This is a genomic window from Pseudomonas sp. BNK-30 (assembly GCF_047456185.1).
GTDB classification, from domain to species: Bacteria; Pseudomonadota; Gammaproteobacteria; order Pseudomonadales; family Pseudomonadaceae; genus Aquipseudomonas; species Aquipseudomonas putida_E.
This window is the reverse complement of sequence record NZ_CP179904.1, coordinates 2,478,501-2,504,761: the sequence shown is the minus strand read 5'-3', so window position 1 is coordinate 2,504,761 and position 26,261 is coordinate 2,478,501. Positions and strand designations below refer to the sequence as shown.

At 62.8% G+C, this 26,261-nt stretch carries 21 protein-coding genes; 13 read left to right on the top strand and 8 right to left on the bottom strand.

Going from position 1 to position 26,261, the window contains the following annotated elements; genetic code table 11:
• The first annotated feature begins 180 nt into the window (after positions 1-180).
• From ACMGGN_RS11670 to ACMGGN_RS11630, 9 genes are all read left to right on the top strand, one after another.
• Complete coding sequence (locus tag ACMGGN_RS11670; RefSeq protein WP_404601168.1) at positions 181-3,648, top strand: response regulator; 3,468 nt, start codon at positions 181-183, stop codon at positions 3,646-3,648.
• Positions 3,645-4,466: a CheR family methyltransferase gene (locus ACMGGN_RS11665; RefSeq protein WP_414156789.1), complete on the top strand. Its 822-nt coding sequence runs from the start codon at positions 3,645-3,647 to the stop codon at positions 4,464-4,466. Before ACMGGN_RS11670 ends, ACMGGN_RS11665 begins: the two co-directional genes overlap by 4 nt.
• A complete protein-coding gene (locus tag ACMGGN_RS11660; protein WP_115275170.1) occupies positions 4,463-5,038 on the top strand; it encodes a chemotaxis protein CheB in 576 nt (191 codons plus the stop codon). Before ACMGGN_RS11665 ends, ACMGGN_RS11660 begins: the two co-directional genes overlap by 4 nt.
• Positions 5,032-6,258: a hybrid sensor histidine kinase/response regulator gene (locus ACMGGN_RS11655; protein WP_119688754.1), complete on the top strand. Its 1,227-nt coding sequence runs from the start codon at positions 5,032-5,034 to the stop codon at positions 6,256-6,258. Before ACMGGN_RS11660 ends, ACMGGN_RS11655 begins: the two co-directional genes overlap by 7 nt.
• Positions 6,259-6,305: 47 nt before the next feature.
• A complete protein-coding gene (locus ACMGGN_RS11650; protein ID WP_012313999.1) occupies positions 6,306-6,683 on the top strand; it encodes a response regulator in 378 nt (125 codons plus the stop codon).
• A gap of 126 nt (positions 6,684-6,809) precedes the next feature.
• Entirely contained in the window at positions 6,810-7,784 is a 975-nt protein-coding gene (gene hemB, locus ACMGGN_RS11645) for a porphobilinogen synthase (protein ID WP_046785599.1), read from the top strand.
• A gap of 91 nt (positions 7,785-7,875) precedes the next feature.
• Entirely contained in the window at positions 7,876-9,378 is a 1,503-nt protein-coding gene (proP, locus tag ACMGGN_RS11640; protein ID WP_046785598.1) for a glycine betaine/L-proline transporter ProP, read from the top strand.
• Between the two features lie 34 nt (positions 9,379-9,412).
• Positions 9,413-10,303 (top strand): LysR substrate-binding domain-containing protein, encoded by an 891-nt coding sequence (locus tag ACMGGN_RS11635; protein WP_119688755.1) that lies wholly within the window; start codon positions 9,413-9,415, stop codon positions 10,301-10,303.
• 114 nt (positions 10,304-10,417) lie between these two features.
• Positions 10,418-11,122 (top strand): SDR family oxidoreductase, encoded by a 705-nt coding sequence (locus ACMGGN_RS11630; protein WP_119688756.1) that lies wholly within the window; start codon positions 10,418-10,420, stop codon positions 11,120-11,122.
• Here ACMGGN_RS11630 and ACMGGN_RS11625 read toward each other — a convergent pair whose 3' ends face one another.
• The 3 genes from ACMGGN_RS11625 to ACMGGN_RS11615 all read right to left on the bottom strand — a co-directional run bounded on the left by ACMGGN_RS11625 (position 11,123) and on the right by ACMGGN_RS11615 (position 14,934).
• Positions 11,123-11,740: a riboflavin synthase gene (locus ACMGGN_RS11625; protein WP_046785597.1), complete on the bottom strand. Its 618-nt coding sequence runs from the start codon at positions 11,738-11,740 to the stop codon at positions 11,123-11,125. It abuts the gene before it with no gap.
• 121 nt (positions 11,741-11,861) lie between these two features.
• Entirely contained in the window at positions 11,862-13,928 is a 2,067-nt protein-coding gene (treS, locus tag ACMGGN_RS11620; RefSeq protein WP_174141407.1) for a maltose alpha-D-glucosyltransferase, read from the bottom strand.
• A gap of 88 nt (positions 13,929-14,016) precedes the next feature.
• Positions 14,017-14,934, bottom strand: coding sequence for a LysR family transcriptional regulator (locus ACMGGN_RS11615; RefSeq protein WP_046785595.1), 918 nt, complete (start codon positions 14,932-14,934; stop codon positions 14,017-14,019).
• A gap of 119 nt (positions 14,935-15,053) precedes the next feature.
• Here ACMGGN_RS11615 and ACMGGN_RS11610 point away from each other — a divergent pair, with 119 nt between their 5' ends.
• From ACMGGN_RS11610 to ACMGGN_RS11600, 3 genes are all read left to right on the top strand, one after another.
• Positions 15,054-15,812, top strand: a complete 759-nt coding sequence (locus tag ACMGGN_RS11610) for a 5-oxoprolinase subunit PxpA (RefSeq protein ID WP_119688758.1) — start codon at positions 15,054-15,056, stop codon at positions 15,810-15,812.
• Between the two features lie 91 nt (positions 15,813-15,903).
• Complete coding sequence (locus ACMGGN_RS11605) at positions 15,904-16,791, top strand: 5-oxoprolinase subunit B family protein (RefSeq protein ID WP_174141408.1); 888 nt, start codon at positions 15,904-15,906, stop codon at positions 16,789-16,791.
• The gene (locus ACMGGN_RS11600; protein WP_174141409.1) at positions 16,788-17,759 is read left to right on the top strand and encodes a biotin-dependent carboxyltransferase family protein; all 972 of its coding nucleotides are present in this window, start codon (positions 16,788-16,790) and stop codon (positions 17,757-17,759) included. Before ACMGGN_RS11605 ends, ACMGGN_RS11600 begins: the two co-directional genes overlap by 4 nt.
• 75 nt (positions 17,760-17,834) lie before the next feature.
• On the opposite strand, the gene ACMGGN_RS11595 is transcribed toward ACMGGN_RS11600, so the two are convergent.
• From ACMGGN_RS11595 to ACMGGN_RS11585, 3 genes are all read right to left on the bottom strand, one after another.
• On the bottom strand, positions 17,835-20,003 hold the full coding sequence (locus tag ACMGGN_RS11595) for a TonB-dependent siderophore receptor (protein ID WP_012314010.1): 2,169 nt from the start codon (positions 20,001-20,003) through the stop codon (positions 17,835-17,837).
• 165 nt (positions 20,004-20,168) lie between these two features.
• Complete coding sequence (locus tag ACMGGN_RS11590) at positions 20,169-21,011, bottom strand: TIGR03915 family putative DNA repair protein (protein ID WP_174141410.1); 843 nt, start codon at positions 21,009-21,011, stop codon at positions 20,169-20,171.
• Entirely contained in the window at positions 21,002-22,222 is a 1,221-nt protein-coding gene (locus ACMGGN_RS11585) for a putative DNA modification/repair radical SAM protein (RefSeq protein ID WP_115275162.1), read from the bottom strand. The genes ACMGGN_RS11590 and ACMGGN_RS11585 overlap by 10 nt, the downstream gene beginning before the upstream one ends.
• Before the next feature lie 231 nt (positions 22,223-22,453).
• Between ACMGGN_RS11585 and ACMGGN_RS11580 the strand changes: the two genes are divergently transcribed.
• Entirely contained in the window at positions 22,454-23,500 is a 1,047-nt protein-coding gene (locus ACMGGN_RS11580; protein WP_115275161.1) for a class I SAM-dependent methyltransferase, read from the top strand.
• A 157-nt stretch (positions 23,501-23,657) separates the two neighbouring features.
• On the opposite strand, the gene ACMGGN_RS11575 is transcribed toward ACMGGN_RS11580, so the two are convergent.
• Together ACMGGN_RS11575 and ACMGGN_RS11570 are read right to left on the bottom strand one after the other, a co-directional pair.
• Positions 23,658-24,902 (bottom strand): saccharopine dehydrogenase family protein, encoded by a 1,245-nt coding sequence (locus tag ACMGGN_RS11575; RefSeq protein ID WP_039602482.1) that lies wholly within the window; start codon positions 24,900-24,902, stop codon positions 23,658-23,660.
• 32 nt (positions 24,903-24,934) lie between these two features.
• Positions 24,935-26,032, bottom strand: a complete 1,098-nt coding sequence (locus ACMGGN_RS11570) for a carboxynorspermidine decarboxylase (RefSeq protein ID WP_414156788.1) — start codon at positions 26,030-26,032, stop codon at positions 24,935-24,937.
• Positions 26,033-26,261 lie beyond the last annotated feature (229 nt).

The following is a 26,261-nucleotide window of genomic DNA, read 5'->3' as shown; positions in this document are numbered from 1 at the left end:
ACCGATCGTTGCGATTGGATGGAACGATTGCTGAAGGTAACCTTCAAATACTGGCTAAATGCCCTGTCGCGGCCAGCAAAGCTGGTTAGACTCGCTGTTAACCGGTGAGCGCGGCGGCATACAAGAACAGGCTTTATCCGCCACACCGTTCAATGGACTTTTTCGCTCGGGCGTTTTCAAATGATTCAAGCAGCCTCGATGGACCAGCAAAGCTTCCGCAAGCTGTTGAGCCGCAACATTGGCTTGCCCCTGGGGGTGGGCCTGCTCGGTGCCGTGGCTTTCGTCGCGGTGATCAACTACCTGCTGTCGGCCATGCAGTGGGTCGAGCACACCGATCGGGTGATCGGCAATGCCAACGAAGCGGTCAAGCTGTCGATCGACATGGAAACCGGCATGCGCGGGTTTCTGATCACCGGTGACGAGCGCTTCCTGGACCCTTACGAGGTCGCCAAACCGAAGATTCAGGGTAGCCTCAACAGCCTGCGCGGTATGGTCGAGGACAACCCTCAGCAGGTCGACCGCATCGACCGCTTGATCGCCCTGCAGCATGCCTGGAATGAGTTTGGCGGCGAGATGATCAACCAGCGCCGCGATGGCGGGGATTACCGACAGTCGGTCATCAACGGCCGCGGCAAGCGCATCACCGACGAGATCCGCAAGGAATTCGACGACCTGATCGGCACTGAACAGCAGCTGCGCATGGCCCGCAACGAGAAGGTCAGCAACGTTACAGTGACCGCCATTTCAGCGTTCGTGCTGTTGATCGTTGGCCTGAGCGCCTTGTTGGCTTACCTGGGCCGCCGCGACCTGATGGCGCTGTCGACCAGCTACGATGACAACCTCAAGGCCCAGCAGCGCTCGGCCGAGCGCCTGGAACACCAGGCCTGGTTGCGCAACGGTCAAACCCAGCTGGCCGAACAGGTGCTGGGGCAGCTGACCCTGCCGATGCTTGGCGAAAACATCCTGCGCTTCTTCGCCAGCTACCTGGGCAGCGTGGTGGGTGCGCTGTACGTGCGCGACGGCCATGGGCGCCTGGTGCGCGTCGCCAGCTATGGCCTGGACGCCGAGGAGCAGGGCCGCGAACAGGTGCTGGCCGCCCACGATGGCCTGCTGTCTCAGGCAGTGCGCGAAGGCCGCCTGCTGCGCCTGGATGACCTGCCCGAGGACTACTACCGCCTCAGTTCCGGCCTGGGGAGCGGCTTGCCGCGCAGTGCCTTGCTGATGCCGGCCATCGACGATGGCCAGATCAACGGTGTGATCGAACTGGGCTTCCTGCGCCCACTGCAGGAGCGGGACGATGAGCTGATGGAGCGGGTTGGTGGCAACCTCGGCATGTCAATCGAAAGCGCCCGTTACCGCCAGCGCCTCCAGGAAGTGCTGGCCGAGACTCAGCAGCTCAACGAAGAATTGCAGGTGCAGCAGGAAGAACTCAAGACTGCCAACGAGGAGCTTGAAGAGCAGTCCCGCGTGCTCAAGGAGTCCCAGGCCCACCTGGAGACCCAGCAAGCCGAGCTTGAGCAGACCAACGAGCAACTGTCCGAGCGTACCGATGCCCTGGACCGCAAGAACGACGAGCTGATGCAGGCCCAGCAAGAGTTGCAGGCCCGCGCCGATGAGCTGCAGCGTTCGAGCAAGTACAAGTCCGAGTTCCTCGCCAACATGTCCCACGAGTTGCGCACGCCGCTCAACAGCTCGCTGATCCTGGCCAAGCTGCTGGCGGAGAACGGCGAGGGCAACCTCAGCGCCGAACAGGTCAAGTTCGCCGAGTCCATCTATTCGGCCGGCAATGACCTGCTCAACCTGATCAACGACATTCTCGACATCGCCAAAGTCGAGGCCGGCAAGCTTGAAGTGCGCCCCGAGACCACTCAGCTGGAGCGCCTGGTCGAGGGCCTGCGCGGCATGTTCCTGCCGCTGGCCGAGCACAAGGGCCTGGCTTTCGAGGTCAACGTCGAGCCCCATGTACCGGTGACACTGTTCACCGACCGCCAGCGCCTGGAGCAGATACTCAAGAACCTGCTGTCCAATGCGATCAAGTTCACCGACCACGGCCAGGTCAGCCTGACCATCAGCCACCAGGCAGGCACCGGCATTGTCTTCGCCGTGCGCGATTCCGGCATCGGTATCGCCGCCGACCAGCAGCAGGCGATCTTCGGTGCCTTCCACCAAGTCGATGGCAGCAGCAACCGCCGATACGGCGGCACCGGGCTGGGCCTGTCGATTTCCCGCGACCTGGCGCATTTGCTGGGTGGACAGATCAGCGTCGACAGCAACCCTGGCCAGGGTAGTGTGTTCAGCCTGACCATGCCGGAGCGCTACGAAGCCGAGGTCGAGGAGGTCGAGGCCCACAGCCTGCGCCCGGCAGTCGACACCTTGCCGCCGGCGCCCAAGGTCGCCACGGCAGCATCGCCGAAACTGCCTGCACCGACCTTCGCCGATGACCGCGAGCACGCCCCGTTCGGCAACCGCTGCATCCTGGTGATCGAGGACGAGCCGAACTTCGCCCGTATCCTCTTCGACCTGGCTCACGAACTGGGCTACAGCTGCCTGGTGGCCCAGGGCGCCGACGAGGGCTTCGCGCTGGCCGCCCAGTACATTCCCGATGCGATCCTGCTGGACATGCGCCTGCCCGACCACTCCGGCCTCACCGTGTTGCAGCGCCTGAAGGAGCTGGCTGCCACCCGGCACATCCCGGTGCACATCATATCGGTGGAAGACCGCGTCGAGGCGGCCATGCACATGGGCGCTGTGGGTTACGCGGTCAAACCGACCAGCCGCGAAGAGCTCAAGGAAGTGTTCGCTCGCCTGGAAGCCAAGCTCACGCAGAAGCTCAAGCACATCCTGCTGGTGGAGGATGACGACCTGCAGCGTGAGAGCATCGCCCGCCTGATCGGCGACGACGATATCGAGATCACCGCCGTGGCCCTGGCCCAGGACGCCCTGGCGTTGCTGCGCGAGAACATCTACGACTGTATGATCATCGACCTCAAGCTGCCCGACATGCTCGGTAATGAGCTGCTCAAGCGCATGACTGCAGAAGATATCCGCTCCTTCCCACCGGTGATCGTCTATACCGGGCGCAACCTCACCCGCGAAGAAGAAGCCGAGCTGCTCAAGTATTCACGCTCGATCATCATCAAGGGGGCCCGCTCGCCAGAGCGTTTGCTCGACGAAGTGACGTTGTTCCTGCACAAAGTCGAATCGCAGCTGTCCCATGAACGCCAGCGCATGCTCAAGACCGCGCGCAGCCGTGACAAGGTGTTCGAAGGCCGCAAGGTGCTGCTGGTGGACGACGATGTGCGTAACATCTTCGCCCTCACCAGTGCCCTGGAGCACAAGGGCGCCATCGTCGAGATCGGCCGCAACGGGCGTGAGGCCATCGAACGCCTGGAGCAGCATGACGATATCGACCTGGTGCTGATGGATGTGATGATGCCGGAAATGGACGGCTTCGAGGCTACCCGCCTGATCCGCCAGCAGCCGCGCTGGCGCAAGTTGCCGATCATCGCCGTGACCGCCAAGGCGATGAAGGATGACCAGCAGCGCTGCCTGCAGGCTGGCGCCAATGATTACCTGGCCAAACCGATCGACCTGGACCGCCTGTTCTCGTTGATCCGTGTGTGGCTGCCGCAACTGGAGCGAATTTGATTAGCGAGCGCAACACCGACATCGAGATCAGGCTGCTGATCGAGGCGATCTACCTCAAGTACAGCTACGATTTTCGCAACTACTCCGGCGCTTCGATCAAGCGCCGGATCCTCCATGCCCTGCGCCAGTTCGATTGCCTGACGGTGTCGGCCCTGCAGGAGCGGGTGCTGCACGACCCGGGCATGTTCATGCAGTTGCTGCAGTTCCTGACGATCCCGGTCAGCGAGATGTTCCGCGACCCTAGCCACTTCCTTGCCCTGCGCAACGAAGTGGTGCCGCTGTTGCGCACCTGGCCGTCGATCAAGATCTGGATCGCCGGCTGCAGCACCGGCGAGGAGGTGTACTCGATGGCCATCCTGCTGCGCGAGGAAGGGCTGCTCGAGCGCACCATCCTGTATGCCACCGATATCAACCCGCGTTCCCTGGACCGGGCCAAGCAGGGCATCTACTCGATGCAGAGCATGCGCGAGTACGAAGCAAACTACCGCCTGGCCGGCGGGCGGCGCGATTTTGCCGAGTACTTCACCAGCGCCTACGGTAACGCCATCATGGACAGCAGCCTGCGCGACAACGTGACCTTCGCCGACCATAGCCTGGCCACAGACAGTGTGTTCTCCGAAACCCAGCTGGTGTCCTGCCGCAATGTGCTGATCTACTTCAACAAGGAGCTGCAGGACCGCGCCCTGGGGCTGTTCCATGAGTCCTTGTGTCACCGTGGCTTTCTGGTGCTGGGCAGCAAGGAATCGGTGGATTTCTCCGCTTACAGCGACCGCTTCGAGCCGCTGGTCAAGCCCGAACGGATCTTCCGGAAATCATGAAGGGCGTGAGCGCGGTGGTGATCGGTGCCTCGGCGGGCGGCGTGCAGGCGCTGTTTCAGGTGCTCGGCGGCCTGCCGCCGGCATTCGTGACGCCTGTGCTGTGCGTGCTGCACCTGCCCGATGACCGCCACAGCCATCTGGCCGAAGTGCTGCAGCGGCGCCTGCACAGGCCGGTACGTGAGGCTCGGGACAAAGAGGCCATCGCCCCTGGCCAGATCTACGTGGCGACGCCTGGTTATCACCTGTCGGTCGAGCAGGATTTGAGCCTGTCGCTGAGCCAGGAGGAGCCGGTGCATTTCTCGCGCCCGGCCATTGACTTCCTGTTCATCTCGGCTGCCGATGCCTATGGCGCGGGCCTGCTGGGTGTATTGCTCACAGGCGCCAACGAGGACGGTGCCAAAGGCCTTGCCTACATCAAGAACAGCGGCGGCCGGACCGTGGTCCAGGACCCCCGCGACGCCCAGGTGGCGCTGATGCCGGAGGCCGCATTGGCGCTCCACCAGCCCGACCTTATTCTTTCTTTGAGCGGCATCGGGCAATTGCTCGCCAACCTGGAATCCAGCGCATGCTAAGCCACATCCCCGCCAAACTGCTGATCGTCGACGATCTGCCGGAAAACCTCCTGGCCCTGGACGCCCTGATTCAGGGCCAAGACCGTGAGGTGCACCAGGCCCAGTCTGCGGAAGCCGCCTTGTCGTTGCTGCTGGAGCACGAGTTTGCCCTGGCCATTCTCGACGTGCAGATGCCGGGCATGAACGGCTTTGAACTGGCCGAACTGATGCGCGGCACGGAAAAGACTCGCAATATCCCGATCGTCTTCGTCACCGCTGCCGGGCGCGAGATGAATTACGCCTTCAAGGGCTACGAAAGCGGCGCGGTGGACTTCCTGTACAAGCCGCTAGATACCCTGGCGGTGAAAAACAAGGTCACGGTGTTTGTCGACCTTTACCGCCAGCGCAAAGTGCTCGACAGGCAGTTGCAGGCCCTTGAGCGCAGCCGCCAGGAGCAGGAGCTGCTGCTGACGCAGTTGCAGGTGGCGCGCAGTGAGCTGGAGCATGCGGTACGCATGCGCGACGACTTCATGTCGATCGTAGCGCACGAGGTGCGCACGCCGCTCAATGGCCTTATCCTCGAGACCCAGCTGCGCAAGATGCACTTGGCCCGCGGCAGCCTGGAGGCGTTCAGCGCCGACAAGCTGCAGGCCATGGTCGAGCGCGACGAACGGCAGATCAATAGCCTGATCCGTCTGATCGAAGACATGCTCGATGTGTCGCGCATCCGCACCGGCAAGCTGTCGCTGCGGCCAAAGCTGTTCGACCTCGGCCAGCTGGTGCGTGGCCTGGTAGAAAACTTCACCGCCCAGGCCACCGCGCTGGGCACGCATATCGATCTGCAGCGCTGCGATGGCCTGCAGGGTGAGTGGGACGAATTCCGGATTGAACAAGTACTGGCCAACCTGTTGTCCAATGCCTTGCGTTATGGCGAACGCCAGCCGGTCGAGGTTCGGGTATTCGAGCAGGCGGGCATGGCCTGCGTGCAAGTGCAGGATCACGGCATTGGCATCAGTGGCGTGAACCAGCAACGGATCTTCCAGCAGTTCGAGCGCGTGGCCACTCAGCAGGCCAGCGCCGGGCTGGGGTTGGGGTTGTATATCTCGGAGCAGATCGTCCAGGCCCATGGCGGGCAGATCCAGGTGCAGAGCGAGGAAGGCAAGGGCGCCACCTTCAGCCTGCAATTGCCGCTGACGCGGCTGACCGAACAAAACGACCAGGTGCGGGCAACCTCTGCCTGAGCCTGGGGTCCGATGGCCAACTGTATGAATTTCAAGGCGCTGTTGTCATGAGTGAAGATGCACAAGATGTGGTTTTGGTGGTCGAGGATGAACCGGCAATCCGGATGATCCTGCGTGACTACCTGGCAGGCGAGGGCTATCACGTACTGGTGGCCGAGGACGGTGAACAGGCGTTCGCCATCCTGGCGAGCAAGCCGCACCTGGACCTGATGGTCACCGACTTCCGCTTGCCCGGCGGCATTTCCGGCGTCGAGATCGCCGAGCCTGCGGTGAAACTGCGACCGGACCTGAAGGTGATCTTCATCAGCGGCTACCCGGCGGAGATTCTCGAGTCGGGCAGCCCCATCGCCCGCAAGGCGCCGATCCTGGCCAAACCGTTTGACCTGGATACCTTGCACAAGCAGATCCAGGACCTGTTGCGCTGAGGCCGTGTACCGGGGCTGACCGCCCCGGCTATTGCCCCTGATGCAAGGCACAATCTCGTCATTGAGCCTTTTCACTGAAGCTCAACAGGCATATGGTGTACGCCGTCCATATTCCCTGGAGCTGTCATGTCCAATCTTTTTCCTTCCGTTCGCCCCCGCCGCCTGCGCCAGAACGAGTCGCTGCGCACGATTTTCCAGGAGACGGAATTCCGCCTCGAAGACCTGATCCTGCCGATCTTCGTCGAGGAAGGCATCGACGACTTCGTACCGATCAGCAGCATGCCGGGGGTCAACCGTATTCCCGAAAAACTGCTGGCCCAGGAAATCGAACGCTACGCCCGCGCCGGCATCAAGTCGGTGATGACCTTCGGCGTTTCGCACAACCTCGATGCCACCGGTAGCGATACCTGGAACGAGAACGGCCTGGTGGCGCGCATGGCACGCATCTGCAAGGACAGCGTGCCGGAAATGGTGGTGATGTCCGACACCTGTTTCTGTGAGTACACCAGCCACGGCCATTGCGGCGTGCTGCACGACCATGGTGTGGACAACGACGCCACCCTGGCCAACCTGGGCAGGCAGGCGGTGGTCGCTGCCGCGGCCGGTGCCGATTTCATCGCACCGTCGGCGGCGATGGACGGTCAGGTTCAGGCCATCCGTGGTGCGCTGGATGCCGCGGGCTTTCACGACACCGCGATCATGGCCTACTCCACCAAGTTCGCCTCGTCGCTCTATGGCCCGTTCCGTGAAGCCGGTGGCACCACGCTCAAGGGCGACCGCAAGAGCTACCAGATGAACCCGATGAACCGCCGCGAAGCGGTGCGCGAGTCGCTGCTCGACGAGCAGGAAGGCGCCGATGTGCTGATGGTCAAACCGGCGGGTGCCTACCTGGACGTGATCGCCGACATTCGCGCTGCGTCGCGTTTGCCGCTGGCGGCTTACCAGGTCAGCGGTGAGTACGCGATGATCAAGTTCGGCGGCTTGGCCGGCGCCATCGACGAAGGGCGAGTGGTGCGCGAGAGCATCGGCGCGATCAAGCGTGCCGGTGCCGACCTGATCCTGACCTACTTCGCCATGGACCTGGCCCGCGAAGGCATCTGAGGCCAATACACGCGAGAAATCGCTGAGTGTGGAATTATTTTGTGTCCCTGTGTATCTGATGCCAAAGAGCCTCAGTGACAGGGACACAGGGATGAAATCACGCAAGAAAACCGTCAAGCCGATCGGCTTGAAAGACATCACCATCGTCGACGACGCCAAGATGCGCAAGGCGATCACTGCCGCTGCACTGGGCAACGCCATGGAGTGGTTCGACTTCGGCGTTTACGGCTTTGTCGCTTACGCCCTGGGCAAGGTGTTTTTCCCCAACGCCGACCCCAGCGTACAGATGATCGCGGCCTTGGCCACCTTCTCGGTTCCGTTCCTGATTCGCCCGCTGGGCGGGCTGTTCTTCGGTGCCCTGGGCGACAAGTTCGGCCGACAGAAAATCCTCGCCGCGACCATTGTGATCATGTCGCTCAGTACCTTCGCCATCGGCTTGATACCGTCCTACGCCTCTATCGGCATCTGGGCGCCGATCCTGCTGCTGCTGGCGAAAATGGCCCAGGGCTTCTCGGTGGGTGGTGAATACACCGGCGCCTCGATCTTCGTCGCCGAATACGCACCCGACCGCAAGCGCGGCTTCCTCGGCAGCTGGCTGGACTTTGGCTCGATCGCCGGCTTCGTCCTTGGCGCGGGCGTGGTGGTGCTGATTTCGACCTTCCTGGGCGAGGAAAAATTCCTTGAATGGGGCTGGCGTCTGCCGTTCTTCCTGGCCTTGCCGCTGGGCATCATCGGCCTCTACCTGCGCCATGCGCTGGAAGAGACCCCGGCGTTCCAGCAGCATGTCGAAAAACTTGAACAGGGTGACCGCGAAGGCCTGGCATCGGGGCCCAAGGTGTCGTTCAAGGAAGTCGCCACTAAACATTGGCGCAGCCTGGTGACGTGCATTGGCGTGGTGATCGCCACCAACGTCACGTACTACATGCTGCTCACCTACATGCCCAGCTACCTGTCGCACAACCTGCACTACAGCGAAGACCACGGTGTGCTGATCATCATCGCGATCATGGTCGGCATGCTGTTCGTGCAGCCGATCATCGGCCTGCTCAGCGACAAGTGGGGCCGCCGCCCGTTCATCATCGTCGGCAGTGTCGGTCTGTTCGCCCTGGCCATCCCGGCCTTCATGCTGATCAACAGCGGTGTGCTCGGGGTGATCTTCGCCGGCTTGCTGATCATCGCCGTGTTGCTCAACTTCTTCATCGGCGTGATGGCTTCGACCCTCCCAGCGATGTTCCCCACCCACATTCGTTACAGCGCCCTGGCCAGCGCCTTCAACATTTCGGTGCTGATCGCCGGTCTGACCCCAACCCTGGCTGCCTGGCTGGTAGAGAGCACCGGCGACCTCTACATGCCGGCCTACTACCTGATGGTGGTTGCCGCCATCGGCCTGATTACCGGCCTGACCATGAAAGAAACCGCCAACAAGCCACTGCGTGGCGCCGCCCCGGCGGCATCGGATATCGATGAAGCGCGTGAGCTGCTGCAGGAGCACCACGACAACATCGAGCAGAAGATCGAAGACATCGACGAACAGATTGCCGAGCTTGAGGCCAAGCGCAAGTCGCTGGTGCAGCAACACCCGCGCATCGAGTAAGGTACAAGGCCAGTTCTCCCAGTAGATAAACTGTATGGCCGAAGGGTTTTCCGCGCTGCCGCCGCTCAATGGGCTACGTGTTTTCGAGGTGGTGGCGCGCCACCTCAATTTCCGCCTGGCAGCCGACGAACTTGGTGTAACTCAGGCCGCCGTGGCGCAGCAGATCCGCGGGCTTGAAGCGAACCTGGGGATCAAGCTGTTCGAGCGCTTGCCCAGGGGCCTGAGCCTGACAGGCGCCGGCCAGCGTTACAGTGTCGATATCCGCAGCGCCTTTGCCTTGATCGGCAGCGCCACCCAGGCGTTGCGCCCGGATGCGTCGCACCTGACGGTGAGTGTCACACCGACCTTCGCGGCAAAGTGGCTGATCCCCAGGTTGTCGTCTTTTGCGCAGCAGCACCCGGACATCGATCTGCAGGTGCTGGCCACCGACCGGCTTTGCCAGTTCCGTCCAGAGGGCGTGGATATTGCCGTACGTTACGGCGTGCCACCGTTCGGGCCGGCACTGCATACCGAGCTTTTTCTGGCCCAGCGCGTGGTAGCTGTCGCCAGCCCGGCGCTGCTCGAGCAACTGGGCAAGCCCGAGGATCTGGAGCAGTTACAGCGTTACCCGTTGCTGCATGATGCCCACAACTTCTGGCCGGACTTCATCGCCGAGGTATTCCACCGGCATTTGCCGCCGGGTGCGAAGAATGTGCGGTTCAACCAGACGTCACTGGCCATCGATGCAGCGATTGCCGGGCAGGGCCTTGCCCTGGCCAGCGAGTTTTTCGTCCACAGCGACCTGCGCGCCGGGCGCCTGGCCCTTGCCTTTGACCAAGTGTTGGACTTGCAACGGGCGTTTTACCTGGTGTGGCCGCGTAATGCCCACCAACCGCCGGCACTGGCAACGGTGCGGGCATGGCTGCTGGCGCAGGCGATGCTTTAATACAGTAGAAAATCTATCGTTTAGTCGAAGCTTTTCTGGCTCTCTGGCAACGCAGGCCTGGTGCTAGTCTGGGCCCATTACCCATGCACACCGCAGGGTTGACCCGGAGGCTTCATGTCCAACGAAAAAGTAGCAATCGTGATCGCCGGCGGCAGCGGTATGGGCGCCGCGGCAGCCAGGCGCCTGGCTGCCGACGGCTTCAAGATCGGTATCCTGTCGTCGTCTGGCAAAGGCGAGGCGTTGGCCGAGACGCTGGGCGGGATTGGCGTGACCGGCAGCAACCAGTGCAACGACGACATCAAGCGCCTGGTCGATGCCGTAGTCGCCAAATGGGGCCGTATCGATGTGCTGGTCAACAGTGCAGGCCACGGCCCGCGCGCGCCGATCCTTGAAATCAGCGATGCAGACTGGCACCAGGGCATGGAGACCTACCTGCTCAATGTCATCCGCCCGACGCGGCTGGTCACGCCAATCATGCAGCGCCAGCAGGGTGGGGTAGTGATCAACATTTCCACCGCCTGGGCCTTCGAGCCGAGTGAAATGTTCCCCACCTCGGCCGTATTCCGCGCGGGCCTGGCGGCGTTCAGCAAGATCTTCGCCGACACCTATGCTGCGGACAACATCCGCATCAACAACGTACTGCCGGGCTGGATCGACAGCCTGCCGGCCACAGACCAGCGTCGTGGCAGCGTGCCGCTCAAGCGCTATGGCAGCAGCGAGGAAATCGCCGCCACCGTGGCCTTCCTGGCCAGCGATGGCGCGGCGTACATCACCGGGCAGAACATCAGGGTCGATGGCGGTATTACCCGCAGCATCTGATCAGGCACGGGCCAGCGTGGCTTTGAGTGTGCGCTCCACCACATCGACCAGGACCATGGTCTGGTGGTCCACTTCGATGTTGATCAGTTCACCGGCCTGGTAGTTGGCGAAAGTGGTCTGGCGCAGGGTTTCCGGGATCAGGTTGATGGTGACCAAGGTGTCGTCCACGTCGGCGACGGTCAGGCTGCAGCCGTTGACCCCGAGAAACCCGCGTGGGAACACGTATCTGGCCCACTGCGGCGGCATGCGGAAGGTGATGAAGGCGCCGGTTTCCTTGATCGACAGCTCGACGATCTCGGCGGTGGTGGCGACGTGGCCGGCCATCAGGTGGCCGCCGACTTCGGCGTTCATTTTCGCCGAGCGCTCGATGTTCACGCCTTGGCCTGCCTTGAAGCAGCGCAGGTTGGTGCGCTCCAGGGTGGCAGTCATGGCGTCGAACTTCACGTGGGTGCCGTCAATTTCGGTGACCGACAGGCAGGTGCCCTCGACACTCACGCTGGCGCCGATCTTCAGGTCGTCGAGCAGTTCCGGGGTAAGGTCGATGGTGAACTCGTTGTGGCCCGGGTAGGTGGTCACAGCAAGCAGGGGGCGGACGGCCTGGACGATGCCGGTGTACATGGAATTTGCTCCTGGGCGCGGTAAATGATGCCCGGAAACTATGCCCCTGGAGCTTTAAAAGCAAGCCGGGCGGACCGTGAGCGCCGGCAACCCGGCGCCCACAGGTGTAGCTGATACAGCCTCAGACGTGCCCACTGCTGTTGACGATTCTCAAGCACAAGGCTTCATACGGGTCCAGGTTGATCATCAGCCGCCCATCCTCGGTCAGGTCGCCTTCGACCGTCTCGTTGATCATGTCCACCACCGTCCCGGGCGTGAAGCCGGTCAGCAGCAGCTCTTCAGCGATCACCTCCTGCCCGAAGTTCAGCGCACTGATCTGGATGCCACGCCCGGCCGGCAGCTCGTGCACCATCACCAGCAACCCCGGGCTGCTGACCTCGGGCACCAGTACCTGGCGGCTGCTGGCAATACCGTAGGCCTGGCGCACGGCGAGCAGTTTTTTAACTTTGCTGGCGAACGAATCGCTGCTTTCCAGCTGCTGGTCGAGGCTGCCGTACAGTGCGCGTGCGCGCGGCATGCCACGCACCGATGCCTCGGCCTGCGCATCGAGCCCGGCCAGGTCGTAGCCGCCACGGTGGATCCAGCGGGTATCGCCATCGGCCATCTTTTGCGCCACCGCCTCGGCCGGCAGCGGCAGGGCGCCGACCAGGTCCCAGCCCGACAGTGCGACCACACCGGGCTGCATGGCGTTGTACATCACCAGCAACAGGTGCACCTTCTGGATCAGCTCGACATCCGCCGGGCCAATCTGGTCCAGGTCACGGATGCCCAGCGCCGCCGTGATCAGGCTGGCGGTGGTGCAGGAGATGCCGTTGGTGACAAAGCGCAAGTTGTAAGGGGCGTGTTCGCCCGAGAGGCGTTCGTAGATTTCCTCGCGGATATGTTCGCGCAGGATGTTGCCGGGCAGGGTCTGGCCCCGGTACAGGTACATGTCATGGGCGTGCAGGGTCCAGAAGTGCACCAGCTCGACGGTGAGTTCGTCGTGGTTCTGCAGGGCGTGAATCAACGACGCCGGGTCGATGCCGAAGCCGTGCATTTCCTTGAGCATCAGGCGCAGGAACTCGGTATCGCCGGTCAGCAGCGCATGCTGGTAAGCCGGGCGGGTGATGAAGTCATAGGACAGGTCGGCGCCGCCCTTGGACATCTGCGCGATGTCGTCCAGGGTCAGGTTCAGCTCCTGGAAGCTGAACCCGCCGGCCTTGCGGATCATGCCACCGATCAGTTGGTTACCGACGATCGACAGCGGGTGGCTTTCTGACCAGGCGGTACCACTGGCGCAGGTCTCGACCCCGAGAAAACCGTTGGCATCCAGGCGTAGGCCGCGCGCGCCCAGGCAATCCAGCGCGTGCAGGGCGTCGCCGATGATCATTTGCTGGGCGGCAAAGCTTGGGTCCAGCCAGTTCAGCGACGGCTGGCCATCCTTGAAGTAGTGCAGGTAGACCCAGCGCCGCGTCTTGCCATCGACACCGGTGATCGGTGGCGTTGCGCTCCAGTCGGTCTCCTTCACGCCAGGCTCGAAGAAGATCACCCGTTGCAGCTGGCCGACGATGTAGTGGTGTGCCTTGAGTTCGTCGCACTGTGCGGGCAGCAGGTTGACCGAGTCGCGGCCAGGGGGCACGTCTGGCAGCAGCGGCCAGTCTTCCTCGCGGATCTCGACCATGTGGTACAGCCCTGGATAGGCGCCGTGGGCCAGCTCGGCCAGGCGGAAATCGGCGCCCTTGCCGGTGTGCGAGGGGATCAGGTCATCGATGGTCACGGCATTGTGCGCCGCCGCCATGCGGCTCATCTGCACCAGCTCTTGTTCACTGCCGTAGAGCGGGTCGATGTCGAAGCTGATGCGGTCGAAGTTGCCGTCCACGCTGGGGGTGAAATCGCGCCCGCTGACACCGCCGGACTGTTTGATGGGGCCGGTATGAATGCCCTGCACGCCAATTTCCGACAGGCGCTTCCACAAGGCTTCGTGGCCCAGCGCGCCGAGCACCGAGCAGCCTTCAGGCGCGATGATCGCGTCGGGGTAGACGGTGAGCCATACCGACGCAATGTCGGTGGCGCGGCGTGGCTGCGTTTCGGCGTAGGGGTTCATCCACAGGCGCGATTGCCCGGAATACAGTCGGGCCCGCTCCTGCGAGGCCTTGAGCATGGAACGCTCTTCGAGCCATTTGACGTATGACGGGTCTGGTTGAGTCATTTCGCGTCCTCTCTGCGTGGCGGCACCGGCCAAGTTATGACGACGACGGCGCCGGAACGTTCGGCTCAGGTCTCAAGGCCCTGGCCATTCAGCGCCGAGCCGACAACTGTTGCGGCGCCAGGAAAGCACCATGGAAGTAGTCGCGCAAGGCCTGCATCGCCGGGCTGAATGCCCGCTCGCGGTGCCAGGCCAGGCCCACGCTCATGGGCGTTACCGGGTCGCTGATGGTCACGGTCTCGATGCGCTTGCCTTCGAGCGACCAGGGCCGGTGCACCAGGTCCGACAGGATCGCCACGCCGCTGCCATTGGCGACCATGCTGCGCACCGCCTCGACCGAACTGGTGCGCACCCGCACGCTGGGCCGCTGGCCGGCCAGCTCCCAGTAACGCATGGCGCTCTGCTCGGCTTCGTCCACGGTCAGCAGGATGAACGGCTCACGCGCAACATCGGCCAGGCTGACCGTAGAGCGCTCGCACAATGGATGGTGGCTGGGCAGCCACAGCCGGCGCTCGGAGTTGAACAGGGTTTCGGACACGATATCCGGGTGGGTGAGGTTGGCGGTGAGCACCACCGCCATGTCGAAGCGGCCTTCCAGCAGGCCTTGCTCGATGGCGCTGCGCTCCTGCTCGTGTACCTGCAGGTTTACGTCCGGGTGCCAGTGTTCCAGGCGTTGCAAGTGGTGCGGCAGGAAATAGCCGATCACCGTGTAGCTCGCCGCCAGGCGCAGCAAGCCACTGGCGCGCACGTCCGGCAGCGGGCTGTTGAGTGCGTCATCGACACTGCGCAGGATCACATAGGCGCGGTTGAGAAAATGCCGGCCCGCATCGGTCAGGCTCATGCCTTGCGCCGAGCGCTGGAACAACAACACCCCGAGCATTGCCTCCAGTTCCTTGATCGCGGTAGTGACCGCTGATTGGGAAATGTTGAGGTGGATGGCGGCCTGGGAGATCTGGCCGATCTCGGCGGTGGCGACGAAGTAGCGAACCTGGCGCAAGGTCAGTGACACGGGAGACTCCTGGGTATCTGTTTTTCAGAAGACACCTTATCTGTTTATAGATCTTCCCAAGGGGGTTGTGGAGAATCTAACGTGACCTTCACACCGTCACAAGCACCGGGAGCGTAGGCATGCAGGCAGTAGACTTCAATTCTGACATGGGCGAGGGTTTCGGCCCGTGGACCATCGGCGACGGCGTCGACAACGAACTGATGGCCTTCATCAGTTCGGCCAACATCGCCACCGGCTTTCATGCCGGCGACCCTGGCACCATGCGTCGCACCGTCGAGCGGGCCAAGGCGCTGGGCGTGGCGGTAGGCGCTCACCCGGGGTTTCGTGACCTGGTCGGGTTCGGCCGCCGGCACATCAACGCGCCGGCCCAGGAACTGGTCGACGACATGCTCTACCAGTTGGGCGCGCTGCGTGAAATCGCCCGTGCGCAGGGCGTGAAACTGCAACACATCAAGCCCCATGGTGCCCTGTACATGCACCTGGCCCGTGATGAGGAAGCCGCCCGGTTGCTGGTGCAGAACCTGCAGGTGATCGAGCCGCAGCTGTTGCTGTACTGCATGCCTGGCTCGGTGATCTGCCGGGTTGCGCAGGCGCTCGGCCAGCCGGTGGTGCGTGAGTTCTATGCTGACCGCGAGTACGACCTGAGCGGCTCCATCGTGTTTACCCGCAATGTGCGTGGCCATGAGCCGCAGGCGGTCGCCGAGCGCGTGCTGCGGGCTTGCCGCGAGGGCGTGGTACGCACGGTCGAGGGCCAGGACCTGGCCATCGAATTCGACTCGATCTGCCTGCACAGTGATACTCCCGGCGCGCTCGACCTGGTCGAAGCCACACGCGCAGCGCTTGACGCCGCCGGCATCGAGGTGCGCACGCCCCGTTGAGGTTCAAGGCACCCGGTGCCCAGACACCGGTGCCGCTGCACTGCATTGTTTTTGCCTGCCTTACGATAAAGATTCCAAAAAAGGAGCAGACATGGCCGAGCCGCTTGCCAGTACCCCGATCCGCTACAGCTTTGGTGCCGACGAGCACCTGTTTGCCGAGGTCAGCGACAGCATGTCGCTCCAGGCCTTCTTCAAAGGCATGGCCGTCACCCGGGCGGTGGAGCGCCTGGCGCTGGAGGGCGTGCTGGACATTTGCCTGGCCAACGCCTCGTTCCAGATCCGCTTCGACCCCGACCGCATCGCCCCCGATGTGCTGCTTGCAGCGGTGCGCGGTGCAGAGGCCGAGGCGGTTGCCGAACGCGCGTTGCACACCCGGATCATCGAGATCCCGGTGCTGTACAACGACCCCTGGACCCATGAAACCCTCATGCGCTTTCGCGACCGCCACCAGGACCCGAACAGTACCGACCTCGAATACGCGGCGCGCATCAATGGCCTGACCGATGTCGATGCGTTCATCGCCGCGCACAGTGGCGCGCCTTGGTTCGTGTCGATGGTCGGCTTCGTCGCCGGCCTGCCGTTCATGTTCCAGATGGTCGAGCGCGAGCGCCAGTTGCAGGTGCCCAAGTACCTGCGCCCACGCACCGACACGCCAAAGCTGACCTTGGGCCACGGCGGTTGTTTCGGTTGCATCTATTCGGTGCGCGGGGCAGGGGGCTACCAGATGTTCGGCGTTACCCCGGCGCCGATCTACGACCCGCAGCAGGGCCTGAACTACCTGAAGGAGCACATGGTGTTCTTCCGCCCAGGGGACATCGTGCAGTTCAAACCCATCGACCGTCAGGCCTACGACCAGGCGGTGGCGGATGTCGAGGACGGCCGTTTCGACCTGCGCATTCGCCCGGTAGAGTTTTCCCTCGATGCTTTCCTGGCCGACCCGGTCGGCTATCCCAAGTCGTTGCAGGAGGTGCTGGCATGATCAAGGTACTCAAACCTGGCCTGGCAACCTCGGTGCAGGACCTGGGCCGGGAAGGCTATTACCACCTGGGTATCCCGCCCTCCGGTGCGCTTGATCAATATGCGTTGCGCGCCGCCAATCAGCTGGTCGGCAACCCGGCGGGTACTGCTGGCCTTGAATGTGCGCTGGTGGGGCCGGAGCTGGAGTTTCTGCAGGATGCCGTAGTGGCGGTGTGTGGCGCACAGATGCCGGTGCTGCTCGATGGCCGCGAACAGCGCCCTGACACTTCGTTTGCAGTCAGGGCAGGCCAGGTGCTGCGCTTCGCCTTCCCCACAGCCGGGGCACGTGCTTACCTTGCAGTTGCGGGCGGCATCGATGTGCCAGAAGTGCTGGGTAGCCGGTCCACTTACGCCCTGGGCGCGCTGGGCGGTTTTCACGGCCGTAAGCTGCTGGCAGGCGATGTATTGCCGGTCGGTGTACCCAGCGCCAAAGCCCGTGCAGGAGCCAGTTTGCCAATGGCGCTGCGCCAGGCACTGGGTGGGGAAGTGGTATTGCGCGTGGTGCCGGGGCTGTACTTCCACCGCCTGACTGATGCTGCGGCGAAAAGCTTTTTCACCGATGCCTGGACGGTGGGCTCAGAGGCCGACCGCATCGGCTACCGCTACAAGGGCGGCAACGCGCTGAGTTTCCAGCCGCGAGAGCAGCCATTCGGCGCAGGATCGGACCCGTCCAATATCGTCGACAGCTGCTACCCGATCGGTTCGATACAGGTGCCAGCCGGGCTGGAACCGATCATTTTGCACCGCGATGCGGTGTCTGGCGGTGGGTACGCCATGATCGGCACGGTGATCAGCGCCGACCTGGACCTGATCGGGCAGATGCAGCCGAACCAGCAGGCGCGGTTCTTGCCGGTGAGCATGGAGGATGCGCTTGAGGCGCGGCGGTCTTACAAGAAGAGGCTGGGGTATCTGAGCAAATTGTTCGGCTGATTCGTGGGGTGCCTGTACCGGCGTCTTCGCGGGTTGTGCTGCGAAGCGTCCGGTACAGGCTGGCAACCCGTCAGGTCAGAAGCTGTACTTGGCCGTCAGCATCATGTTGCGCGGCGCGCCCCAGGTGTCGCCGGCATAGTTGACCGAGTTGGCCACAGCCGAGTAGTACTTGCGATCGAACACGTTGTTGGCGTTGAGTTGCAGGTCGAGGTGCTTGTTGACCTGGTAGCCGGCCATCAGGTCGGTGACCGCGTACGACCCCTGGACCAGGCGGTACTCGCTGCCATCGGCAACGGTGAAGTCGTTGTAGATGCGGCTCTGCCAGGAGATGTTGCCACCGATGCGCAGCTTCTCAAGCGGGCCCTCGAAGCGGTAGGTGGTGGTCAGCTTGAACAGGTGCTCGGGGGTATCGGTGTCGAAGCGCTGGTTGACGTTGCCTGGGTTGGCGGCGTCCTTGAGGGTGTGGACGCGGGCATAAGTGTAGCCGGCACCGACCTGCCAGTTGCGGGTCAGCGCACCTTGCAGCTCCATGTCGATACCTTGGCTGCGTACCTCGCCAGAGGCGACGTAGCAGTTGGTCGGGTCGCTGCAGCCGGCCAGGTCGGTCTGCGAAACGCCACGGTTTTCCTGGTCGATACGGAACAGCGCCACGCTGGCATTGAGGGCGCCATCGAAGTACTCGCCCTTGACGCCGATTTCATAGTTCTTGCCCTCGACCGGCTTGAGCGGGCTGCCGGAAGCGTCCTTGTACTCCTGCGGGTTGAAGATGTCGCTGTAGCTGACATACACCGAGTGATGATCGTCCAGGTCGTAGATCAGGCCCGCGTAGCGAGTGACGTTGCGCGTGACTTTGTAATCGGCGCTGGCACTTTCCTTGTTGTCATAGTCATACCAGTCCAGGCGGCCGCCCAGGATCAGCTTCAGCGGATCGGCCAGGCTCAGCCGGGTGGTCATGTACACGCCTTCCTGGGTGGTGACTTCGCGTACGTTGTTGGTGTGCACGAAGTTCGGCTTGCCGCCATCGATCGGCCAGTTGGTGTCGTACGGGCTGTAGTTGCGTGTGTCCATGTCGTAGATGCGCTTGCTGGCGCCCACCACCAGCTCGTGGGTGCGGCCAAACGCTTCGAACGGGCCGCTGACGAAGCCGTCAAGGCCGGCCTGGTTTTCCTGGTGCTTGGACTGGTAAGCGGTGCGGGACAACGGCTTATTGAGCCCGGCCCAGCGCGACTGGTAGGAGCCGGTGAAGGTGCCGTCTTGCTGGGAATAGTTGGCGTTGACCTGAAGTTTCCAGTCATTGGCCAGGCGCTGCTGCACTTCGGCGAATACGGTGTTGATCTCCTGATCCTTGTTTTCCCAGTCACTGCCTGGGTTGTAGGAACGCGAGAAGTCCATGTGGTGGCCGTTCAGGGCGGTTGGCATGGCGCCCCAGAAGTTGTTGGTCTGGTCTTTCTGGTGAGAGAAGCCGAGGGTCAGTGTGGTGTCTTCGGACAGGTCCGCCTCGGTGATTGCATAGAACAGGCCGTGGTCTTGTTCGACGTCATCGATGTAGCTGTTGGCCCCCCGGTATGACGTCACCACGCGGCCGCGCAGTGTGCCACTGTCGTTGAGCGGGCTGGAGGCATCGATTTCGCCGCGGTAGTCGTCCCAGCTGCCAGCGGCGCCGGTCAGGGTGACCTTCTGTTCGGCCAGCGGACGCTTGCGTACCAGGTTGATGGCCGCCGAAGGGTTGCCGGAGCCGGTGATCAGGCCGGTCGCGCCGCGGACGATCTCGACGCGGTCGAACATGGCCAGGTTAGGCTGGGCGCCTACGGTATACGGCTTGTAACCGCTCGGAATGCCGTCGTACATCAGGTTGTCGATGTCAAAGCCACGCGAGATGTAGTTTTGCCGACCTGGACCGCCGGAATAGTCAAGGAACAGCCCTGGCGTGGCCTTGACCACGTCGTTGATGCTGGTCATCGCCTGGTCGTCCATGCGCTGACGGGTAATCACGGTCACCGCCTGCGGTGTTTCACGCAGGCTCAATGGCAGCTTGGTGGCGGTGGCCATGGAACCTGTGGTGTAGGACTGCGAACCCTCGGTGGTGCTGCCCAGCCGATCGGAGCTGATCTCGGTGGCGCCCAACACCAGCGTGGTGGGCTGGTCGTCTTCGGCCAAGGCCGGTGTGACGATGGCCATGCACACGGCCATGGCGAGCAGGTTGCGGGCAGGGAGATGGCGCGAGGGCGCGAGTGGCGACGGCATTGGGGGTGGGTTCCTGTACATTGTTAAACGTTATTGAAAGTGTGTATGAGAACGATTAACAATAAGTTTGTCAGGATTTGCCTGCCCTTGAAAGATTGGGATGCAGGAATTTTTACCTTTTTTTCACATTTGTGGCGGTGGCCGGGCGGCTTCGTGCAGAGGGGATCAGGGTTCAGTGCGGTTTATCGTCTTGCCCTGCTGCACAGCCACTTCCGCAGCCTGGCCATCACGTTGCTTGCCTTGGCGCGCCAACCCTTCCAGTTGCGGGATCAGCATGCCTTCGGGCAAATGTCGCCAGAAACGCCCCGGCATGTGCAGGCGCAAGGCATCCGGGTTGAGGCGGGCGGGGTTGAAGGTATGGCGGTAGTAGGTCCGCCACAGCTCGGCACCCGGGTCATCGGCATTGCGCGCCCACTGCCGCCAGGCGTCCGGGCAGTGCCGCTGGTAATCGAAACCCTGGCCGTCGAAGCGAATACCGTCCTGCGGTGTGGCGATCAACCAGCGCTGGCGCCCCAGGCGGTCGGCGAAGTGCGCGCTGGCACTGGGCAGAATGTCATGGGCCGGCTCGTGATAGGCCACCAGGTCCAATTGCAGCTGCTCGGCAAGTGCTGGCGGCAAGGGTACGAAACGCACGAATGCATGCAGGTGATGTGCTTCACGGCTGACCTGCTTGATACGCCGGTGCAGTTCACTGCCCAGGCGGTCGCCCGCAAGCATTGCCGTGCGGTCACCGTGGGCCACGCGCCAGAGCACTTCGTACAGCAGGTTCCAGCGTTGCTCGCCCCGGTAGCGCGATGCCTGTTCCAAAAGGCTCAACAGCGCTGCCGGTACCTTGGCGCGGAACGGGCCGGGCCCGTCTGGCAGGGGGGCAGGCACCGCCAGCAGGTCGTCGATCGGCCCTTGCGACCAGGTCACTTGCGCCGGGTCGATGCCGTGCCCGAGCAGCGTGCGGGCCTGGTCGCGCCAGGTGCTGAAGTGCTCGTCACAGTCGAGCGCGATCACCCCCACAACCCCATCTGCACCGGCGCCTGTGGTTCACGCAGGCGCTCGCGCAGCAGGCCGCTGCGCAGCTCCGCCTGGCCTGGGCGGTAGTCGCTGGTGATGATGAATGGCCGGGCCTTGTCGAGCACGCAGCGCAGCTGGATCAGGTCGTCGTAGCGCACGCGCCGTTCACGGCGCAGCGCCACCAGCCGCTGCACACTGCGCAGGCCGATGCCGGGGATGCGTGCCAACAGTGCGGGCTCGGCACGGTTCACATCCAGCGGAAACACCTCACGGTTGGCCAGCGCCCAGGCAAGCTTGGGGTCTATGTCCAGCGCCAGGTTACCCTCCTGGCCAAGCAACTCACCCGCTTTGTAGCCATAGCCGCGCAACAGGAAGTCTGCCTGGTACAGGCGGTGCTCGCGCAGCAGCGGTGGGGCTGCCAGCGGCACGCTGCCGGGGCTGTCGGGTATCGGGCTGAAGGCTGAGTAATACACGCGCTTGAGGCCGTAACCCTGGTACAGCGACTCGGCGTTGCGCAGCAGTGTGCTGTCGTCAGTGGCGTCGGCGCCGACGATGACCTGGGTGCTTTGCCCGGCCGGGGTGAAACGCGGTGCCTTCGGTTCGCCCGCCACGGCTTGCTGCCCCTGGTGGATCACGCCCATGGCCTGGCGAATGGTGTGAGCGTGTTTTTCCGGTGCCAGGCGCTTGAGGCTGGCATCGGTGGGCAGTTCGATATTGACGCTGAGGCGGTCGGCCAGGCGCCCGGCTTCCTCGATCAGCAGTGGGTCGGCGTCGGGGATGGTCTTGAGGTGGATGTAACCCCGGAAGTTGTGCTCCTCACGCAGCAGGCGCGCCACGCGGATCAACTGTTCCATGGTGTAGTCGGCCGAGCGGATGATGCCGGAGCTCAGGAACAGGCCGCTGATGCAGTTGCGCCGGTAGAAATCCAGGGTCAGACGCACCACCTCCTCGGGCGTGAAACGTGCCCGCGGCACGTTGCTGGAGCGGCGATTGACGCAGTATTGGCAGTCGTACAGGCAGAAGTTGGTCAACAGCACCTTGAGCAGCGAAACGCAGCGCCCGTCCGGTGTATAGCTGTGGCAGATGCCCATGCCATTGGTGGCGCCCAGGCCCTCGCTGCCGCGCGAGCTGCGTTTGGGCGCGCCACTGCTGGCACAGGACGCGTCGTACTTGGCGGCATCGGCGAGGATGCCAAGCTTGGCAATGAGCTGCATGGGGGTGTCTCGTGATACTGAATATTCATACAGTATTTTGAGAATGGACTGAATGCAAGTGGCGCAGCAGCCCTATCAAACGTTCCGACCCGCTCAGTCAGGACATCTAAACTTACAAACAGCCCGCTGCGGTTTCCATAACGGCGGGCTCTCACACCTTAATCCGACCACCGCGACCCCGGATCAGACATCCCTCGCTGACGGTGGCCTTCTTGCAGAGGAGGGCAGGTCATGGACGAGGCAAAGCTTCAGGATTTCATGGGCAAGCTGGTGGGAGACATGGGCGCTGCGGCGACCCTGGCCAATGTGATACTCGGCGACGAACTGGGGTTGTACCGGGCCATGGCTGATAGTCAGCCGGTCACCCCCGAGGTGCTGGCGGCCCGGACCGGCTGCCACCCACGGCTGGTGCGCGAATGGCTCAACGCCCAGGCCGCGTCCGGCTATATGGTCCATGACCAGGGCAGTTTCGTGCTGCCCGAGGAACAGGCCATGGCACTGGCGCTGGAGGACTCACCGGCCTATATGGCGGGTGGCGCGGCGGTGGTGGCCGCGCTGTTCCACGACAAGGACAAGCTGGTGGCTGCCATGCGCGGTGATGGCGGGCTGGCCTGGGGCGACCATCACCCCTGCATGTTCAGCGGTACCGAGCGTTTCTTCCGGCCCGGCTATCGCACCTTCCTGGTGGCCGACTGGCTGCCGGCGCTTGACGGAGTGGTGGCCAAGCTGCAGGCCGGCGCCAAGGTCGCGGATGTCGGTTGCGGGCATGGCGCTTCGACGCTGGTCATGGCTCAGGCGTTTCCGGCATCGACCTTCATCGGCTATGACTACCATGCGCCGTCCATCAGCACGGCCCGCGAACGCGCCAGTGAGGCCAGCTTGACCCAGCGGGTGAGTTTCCAACAGGCGTCGGCCAAGGATTACCCGGGCAGCGATCATGATCTGGTGTGCTTCTTCGATTGCCTACACGACATGGGCGACCCCGTTGGCGCTGCACGGCATGCCTACCAGGCGTTGAAGCCCGGCGGCACGGTGATGCTGGTGGAACCCTATGCCGAGGACACGCTGGACGGCAACCTGACGCCGGTCGGTCGCCTGTTCTATGCCGCGTCGACGTTCATCTGTACACCGAATTCGTTGTCCCAGGAGGTTGGGCTGGGGCTGGGTGCACAGGCCGGGGAGGCGCGCTTGCGGGCGGTGTTCGAGGAGGCGGGGTTCACGCAGTTCCGGCGGGCGACACAGACACCGTTCAACCTGATACTGGAAGCCAGGAAGTAGGCGTAGATCAATGCTGGCCTCATCGCCGGCAAGCCGGCTCCCACTGGCTAACCACTGCTCTGAAGGCCAGTGGTGTTCCTGTGTGCCGGCTTGCCGGCGATGAGGCCGGTGCAGACAAAAAGAAGGGGCGCCCTGTTGGCGCCCCTTCTCTTGCTGCTTAGGCTTCAGCGTCCCAAGGACGATCGCCTTTTTCATCTTTCACGCGGGTCGGCAGGCCCATGACGTCCAGCGCCTTGAGGAACGGCTCGGCTGGCAGCTCCTCGACGTTGACCATGCGCTTGGCATCCCACTCGCCACGGGCAACCAGCAGGGCTGCAGCCACTGGCGGTACACCGGCGGTGTAGGAGATACCCTGGCTGTCAGTCTCGGCGTAGGCCTCTTCATGGTCGGCCACGTTGTAGATGAACACTTCACGCGGCTGACCATCCTTGGTGCCCTTGACCAGGTCACCGATGCAGGTCTTGCCGGTGTAGCCCGGGGCCAGCGAAGCCGGGTCAGGCAGCACGGCCTTGACCACTTTCAGCGGCACCACTTCCAAGCCTTCAGCGGTCTTGACCGGTTGCTCGGAAAGCAGGCCAAGGTTCTTCAGCACGGTGAACACATTGATGTAGTGCTCGCCGAAGCTCATCCAGAAGCGCACGTTCGGCACGTTCAGGTTCTTCGAGATCGAGTGGACCTCGTCGTGACCGGTCAGGTACAGGTTCTGCGAACCCACGACCGGCAGGTCGTCGGTACGCTTGACCTCGAACATGGTGTTGCTGGTCCACTGGCTGTTCTGCCAGCTCCATACTTGCCCGGTGAACTCGCGGAAGTTGATTTCCGGGTCGAAGTTGGTGGCGAAGTACTTGCCGTGGGACCCGGCATTGACGTCGAGAATATCGATCGAATCAATGCTGTCGAAATACTGTTGCTGCGCCAGTTTTGCGTAGCTGTTCACCACACCCGGGTCGAAACCGACGCCGAGAATGGCGGTGATGTTCTTCTCTTGGCATTCTTCGAGGTGTTTCCACTCGTAGTTGCCGTACCAGGGCGGCGTCTCGCAGATCTTGCCCGGTTCTTCGTGGATCGCGGTGTCCAGGTAGGCGACACCGGTATCGATGCAGGCACGCAGCACCGACATGTTGAGGAAGGCGGAGCCCACGTTGATCACGATCTGCGATTCGGTCTCGCGGATCAGTGCCTTGGTTGCCTCGACATCGAGGGCGTTGAGCGAGAAGGCCTGGATGTCGGCGGGTACCTTGAGGCTACCCTTGGCCTTGACGCTGTCGATGATGGCCTGGCATTTGGAGATGTTCCGCGACGCAATGGCAATACGACCGAGTTCGTCGTTATGCTGCGCGCACTTGTGGGCCACCACCTTGGCGACACCTCCTGCACCAATGATAAGAACGTTCTTCTTCAATTTATCCCTTGCTCCTTACTTGATAGCCGGTCTTACGACAGGCTGGAAACGTAGTCTTCGAAACCGAACTCGCGCACCACTTCGACGCTGCCGTCGAGCTGCTTGACCGCGATGGATGGCATCTTCAAACCGTTGAACCAGTTTTTCTTGACCATGGTGTAACCCGCCGTGTCGATGAACGACAGGCGATCGCCGATGGCCAGCGGACGATCGAATTGGTACTCGCCGAAGATGTCGCCGGCCAGGCACGATTTGCCGCAGACCATGTAGGTGTGCTCGCCATCGTTGGGGGCCATCTTGGCGTTCAGCCGGTAGATCAGCAGGTCGAGCAGGTGTGCTTCGATCGAGCTGTCGACCACCGCCAGGTGTTTGCCGTTGTACAGGGTGTCGAGCACGGTCACTTCCAGCGAGGCGCTGTTGGTGATGGCCGCTTCGCCCGGCTCCAGGTAGACCTGCACGCCATACGTCTGCGAGAAGGCTTTCAGGCGCGCGCAGAACGCATCGACGGCATAGTCTTCACCGGTGAAGTGAATGCCGCCACCCAGGCTGACCCACTCGACCTTGTGCAGCAGGTGGCCGAAGCGCTCTTCGATGTGCGTCAGCATCTTGTCGAACAGGCCGAAGTCACCGTTCTCGCAGTTGTTGTGGAACATGAAGCCGGAAATCTGCGAGATGACCTTCTCGATCTTCTCCGGGTCCCACTCACCGAGGCGGCTGAACGGGCGGGCCGGGTCGGCCAGCAGGTAGTCGGAGCTGCTGACCTGCGGGTTGACGCGCAGGCCGCGGACCTTGCCTTCGGACTGCTCGGCGAAGCGCTGCAGCTGGCCGATCGAGTTGAAGATGATCTTGTCGCAGTTCTCGAGCATTTCCTCGACCTCGTCGTCGGCCCAGGCCACGCTGTAGGCGTGGGTCTCGCCGGCGAACTTCTGGCGGCCGAGCTTGAGCTCGTACAGCGACGAGGACGTGGTGCCGTCCATGTACTGCTGCATCAGGTCGAAGACCGACCAGGTGGCGAAGCACTTGAGGGCAAGCAGAGCCTTGGCACCGGAGTGTTCGCGCACGTAGGCGATCTTCTCCATGTTGCTCAGCAGCTTGGTTTTATCGATGAGGTAATACGGCGTCTTGATCATTTAAAGGCCCCCGGCCAGGCCGGCCAAAAAAAGGACACGCATTGTGCCTTCACTTGCTGCATACCGAAAGGGCGAGATATGCATTTCGTCGAGGTCGTTGCCGACAGGCCGGAATTTTTCCGATTGCGGCGAGCTCATTGGAACAGGCCAGTATGACCATCCTAATCACCGGCTGCGCATTTGAAGGAGAATCCGATGAGTAGCTGCAACGCAGCAGACCCGCACAGGA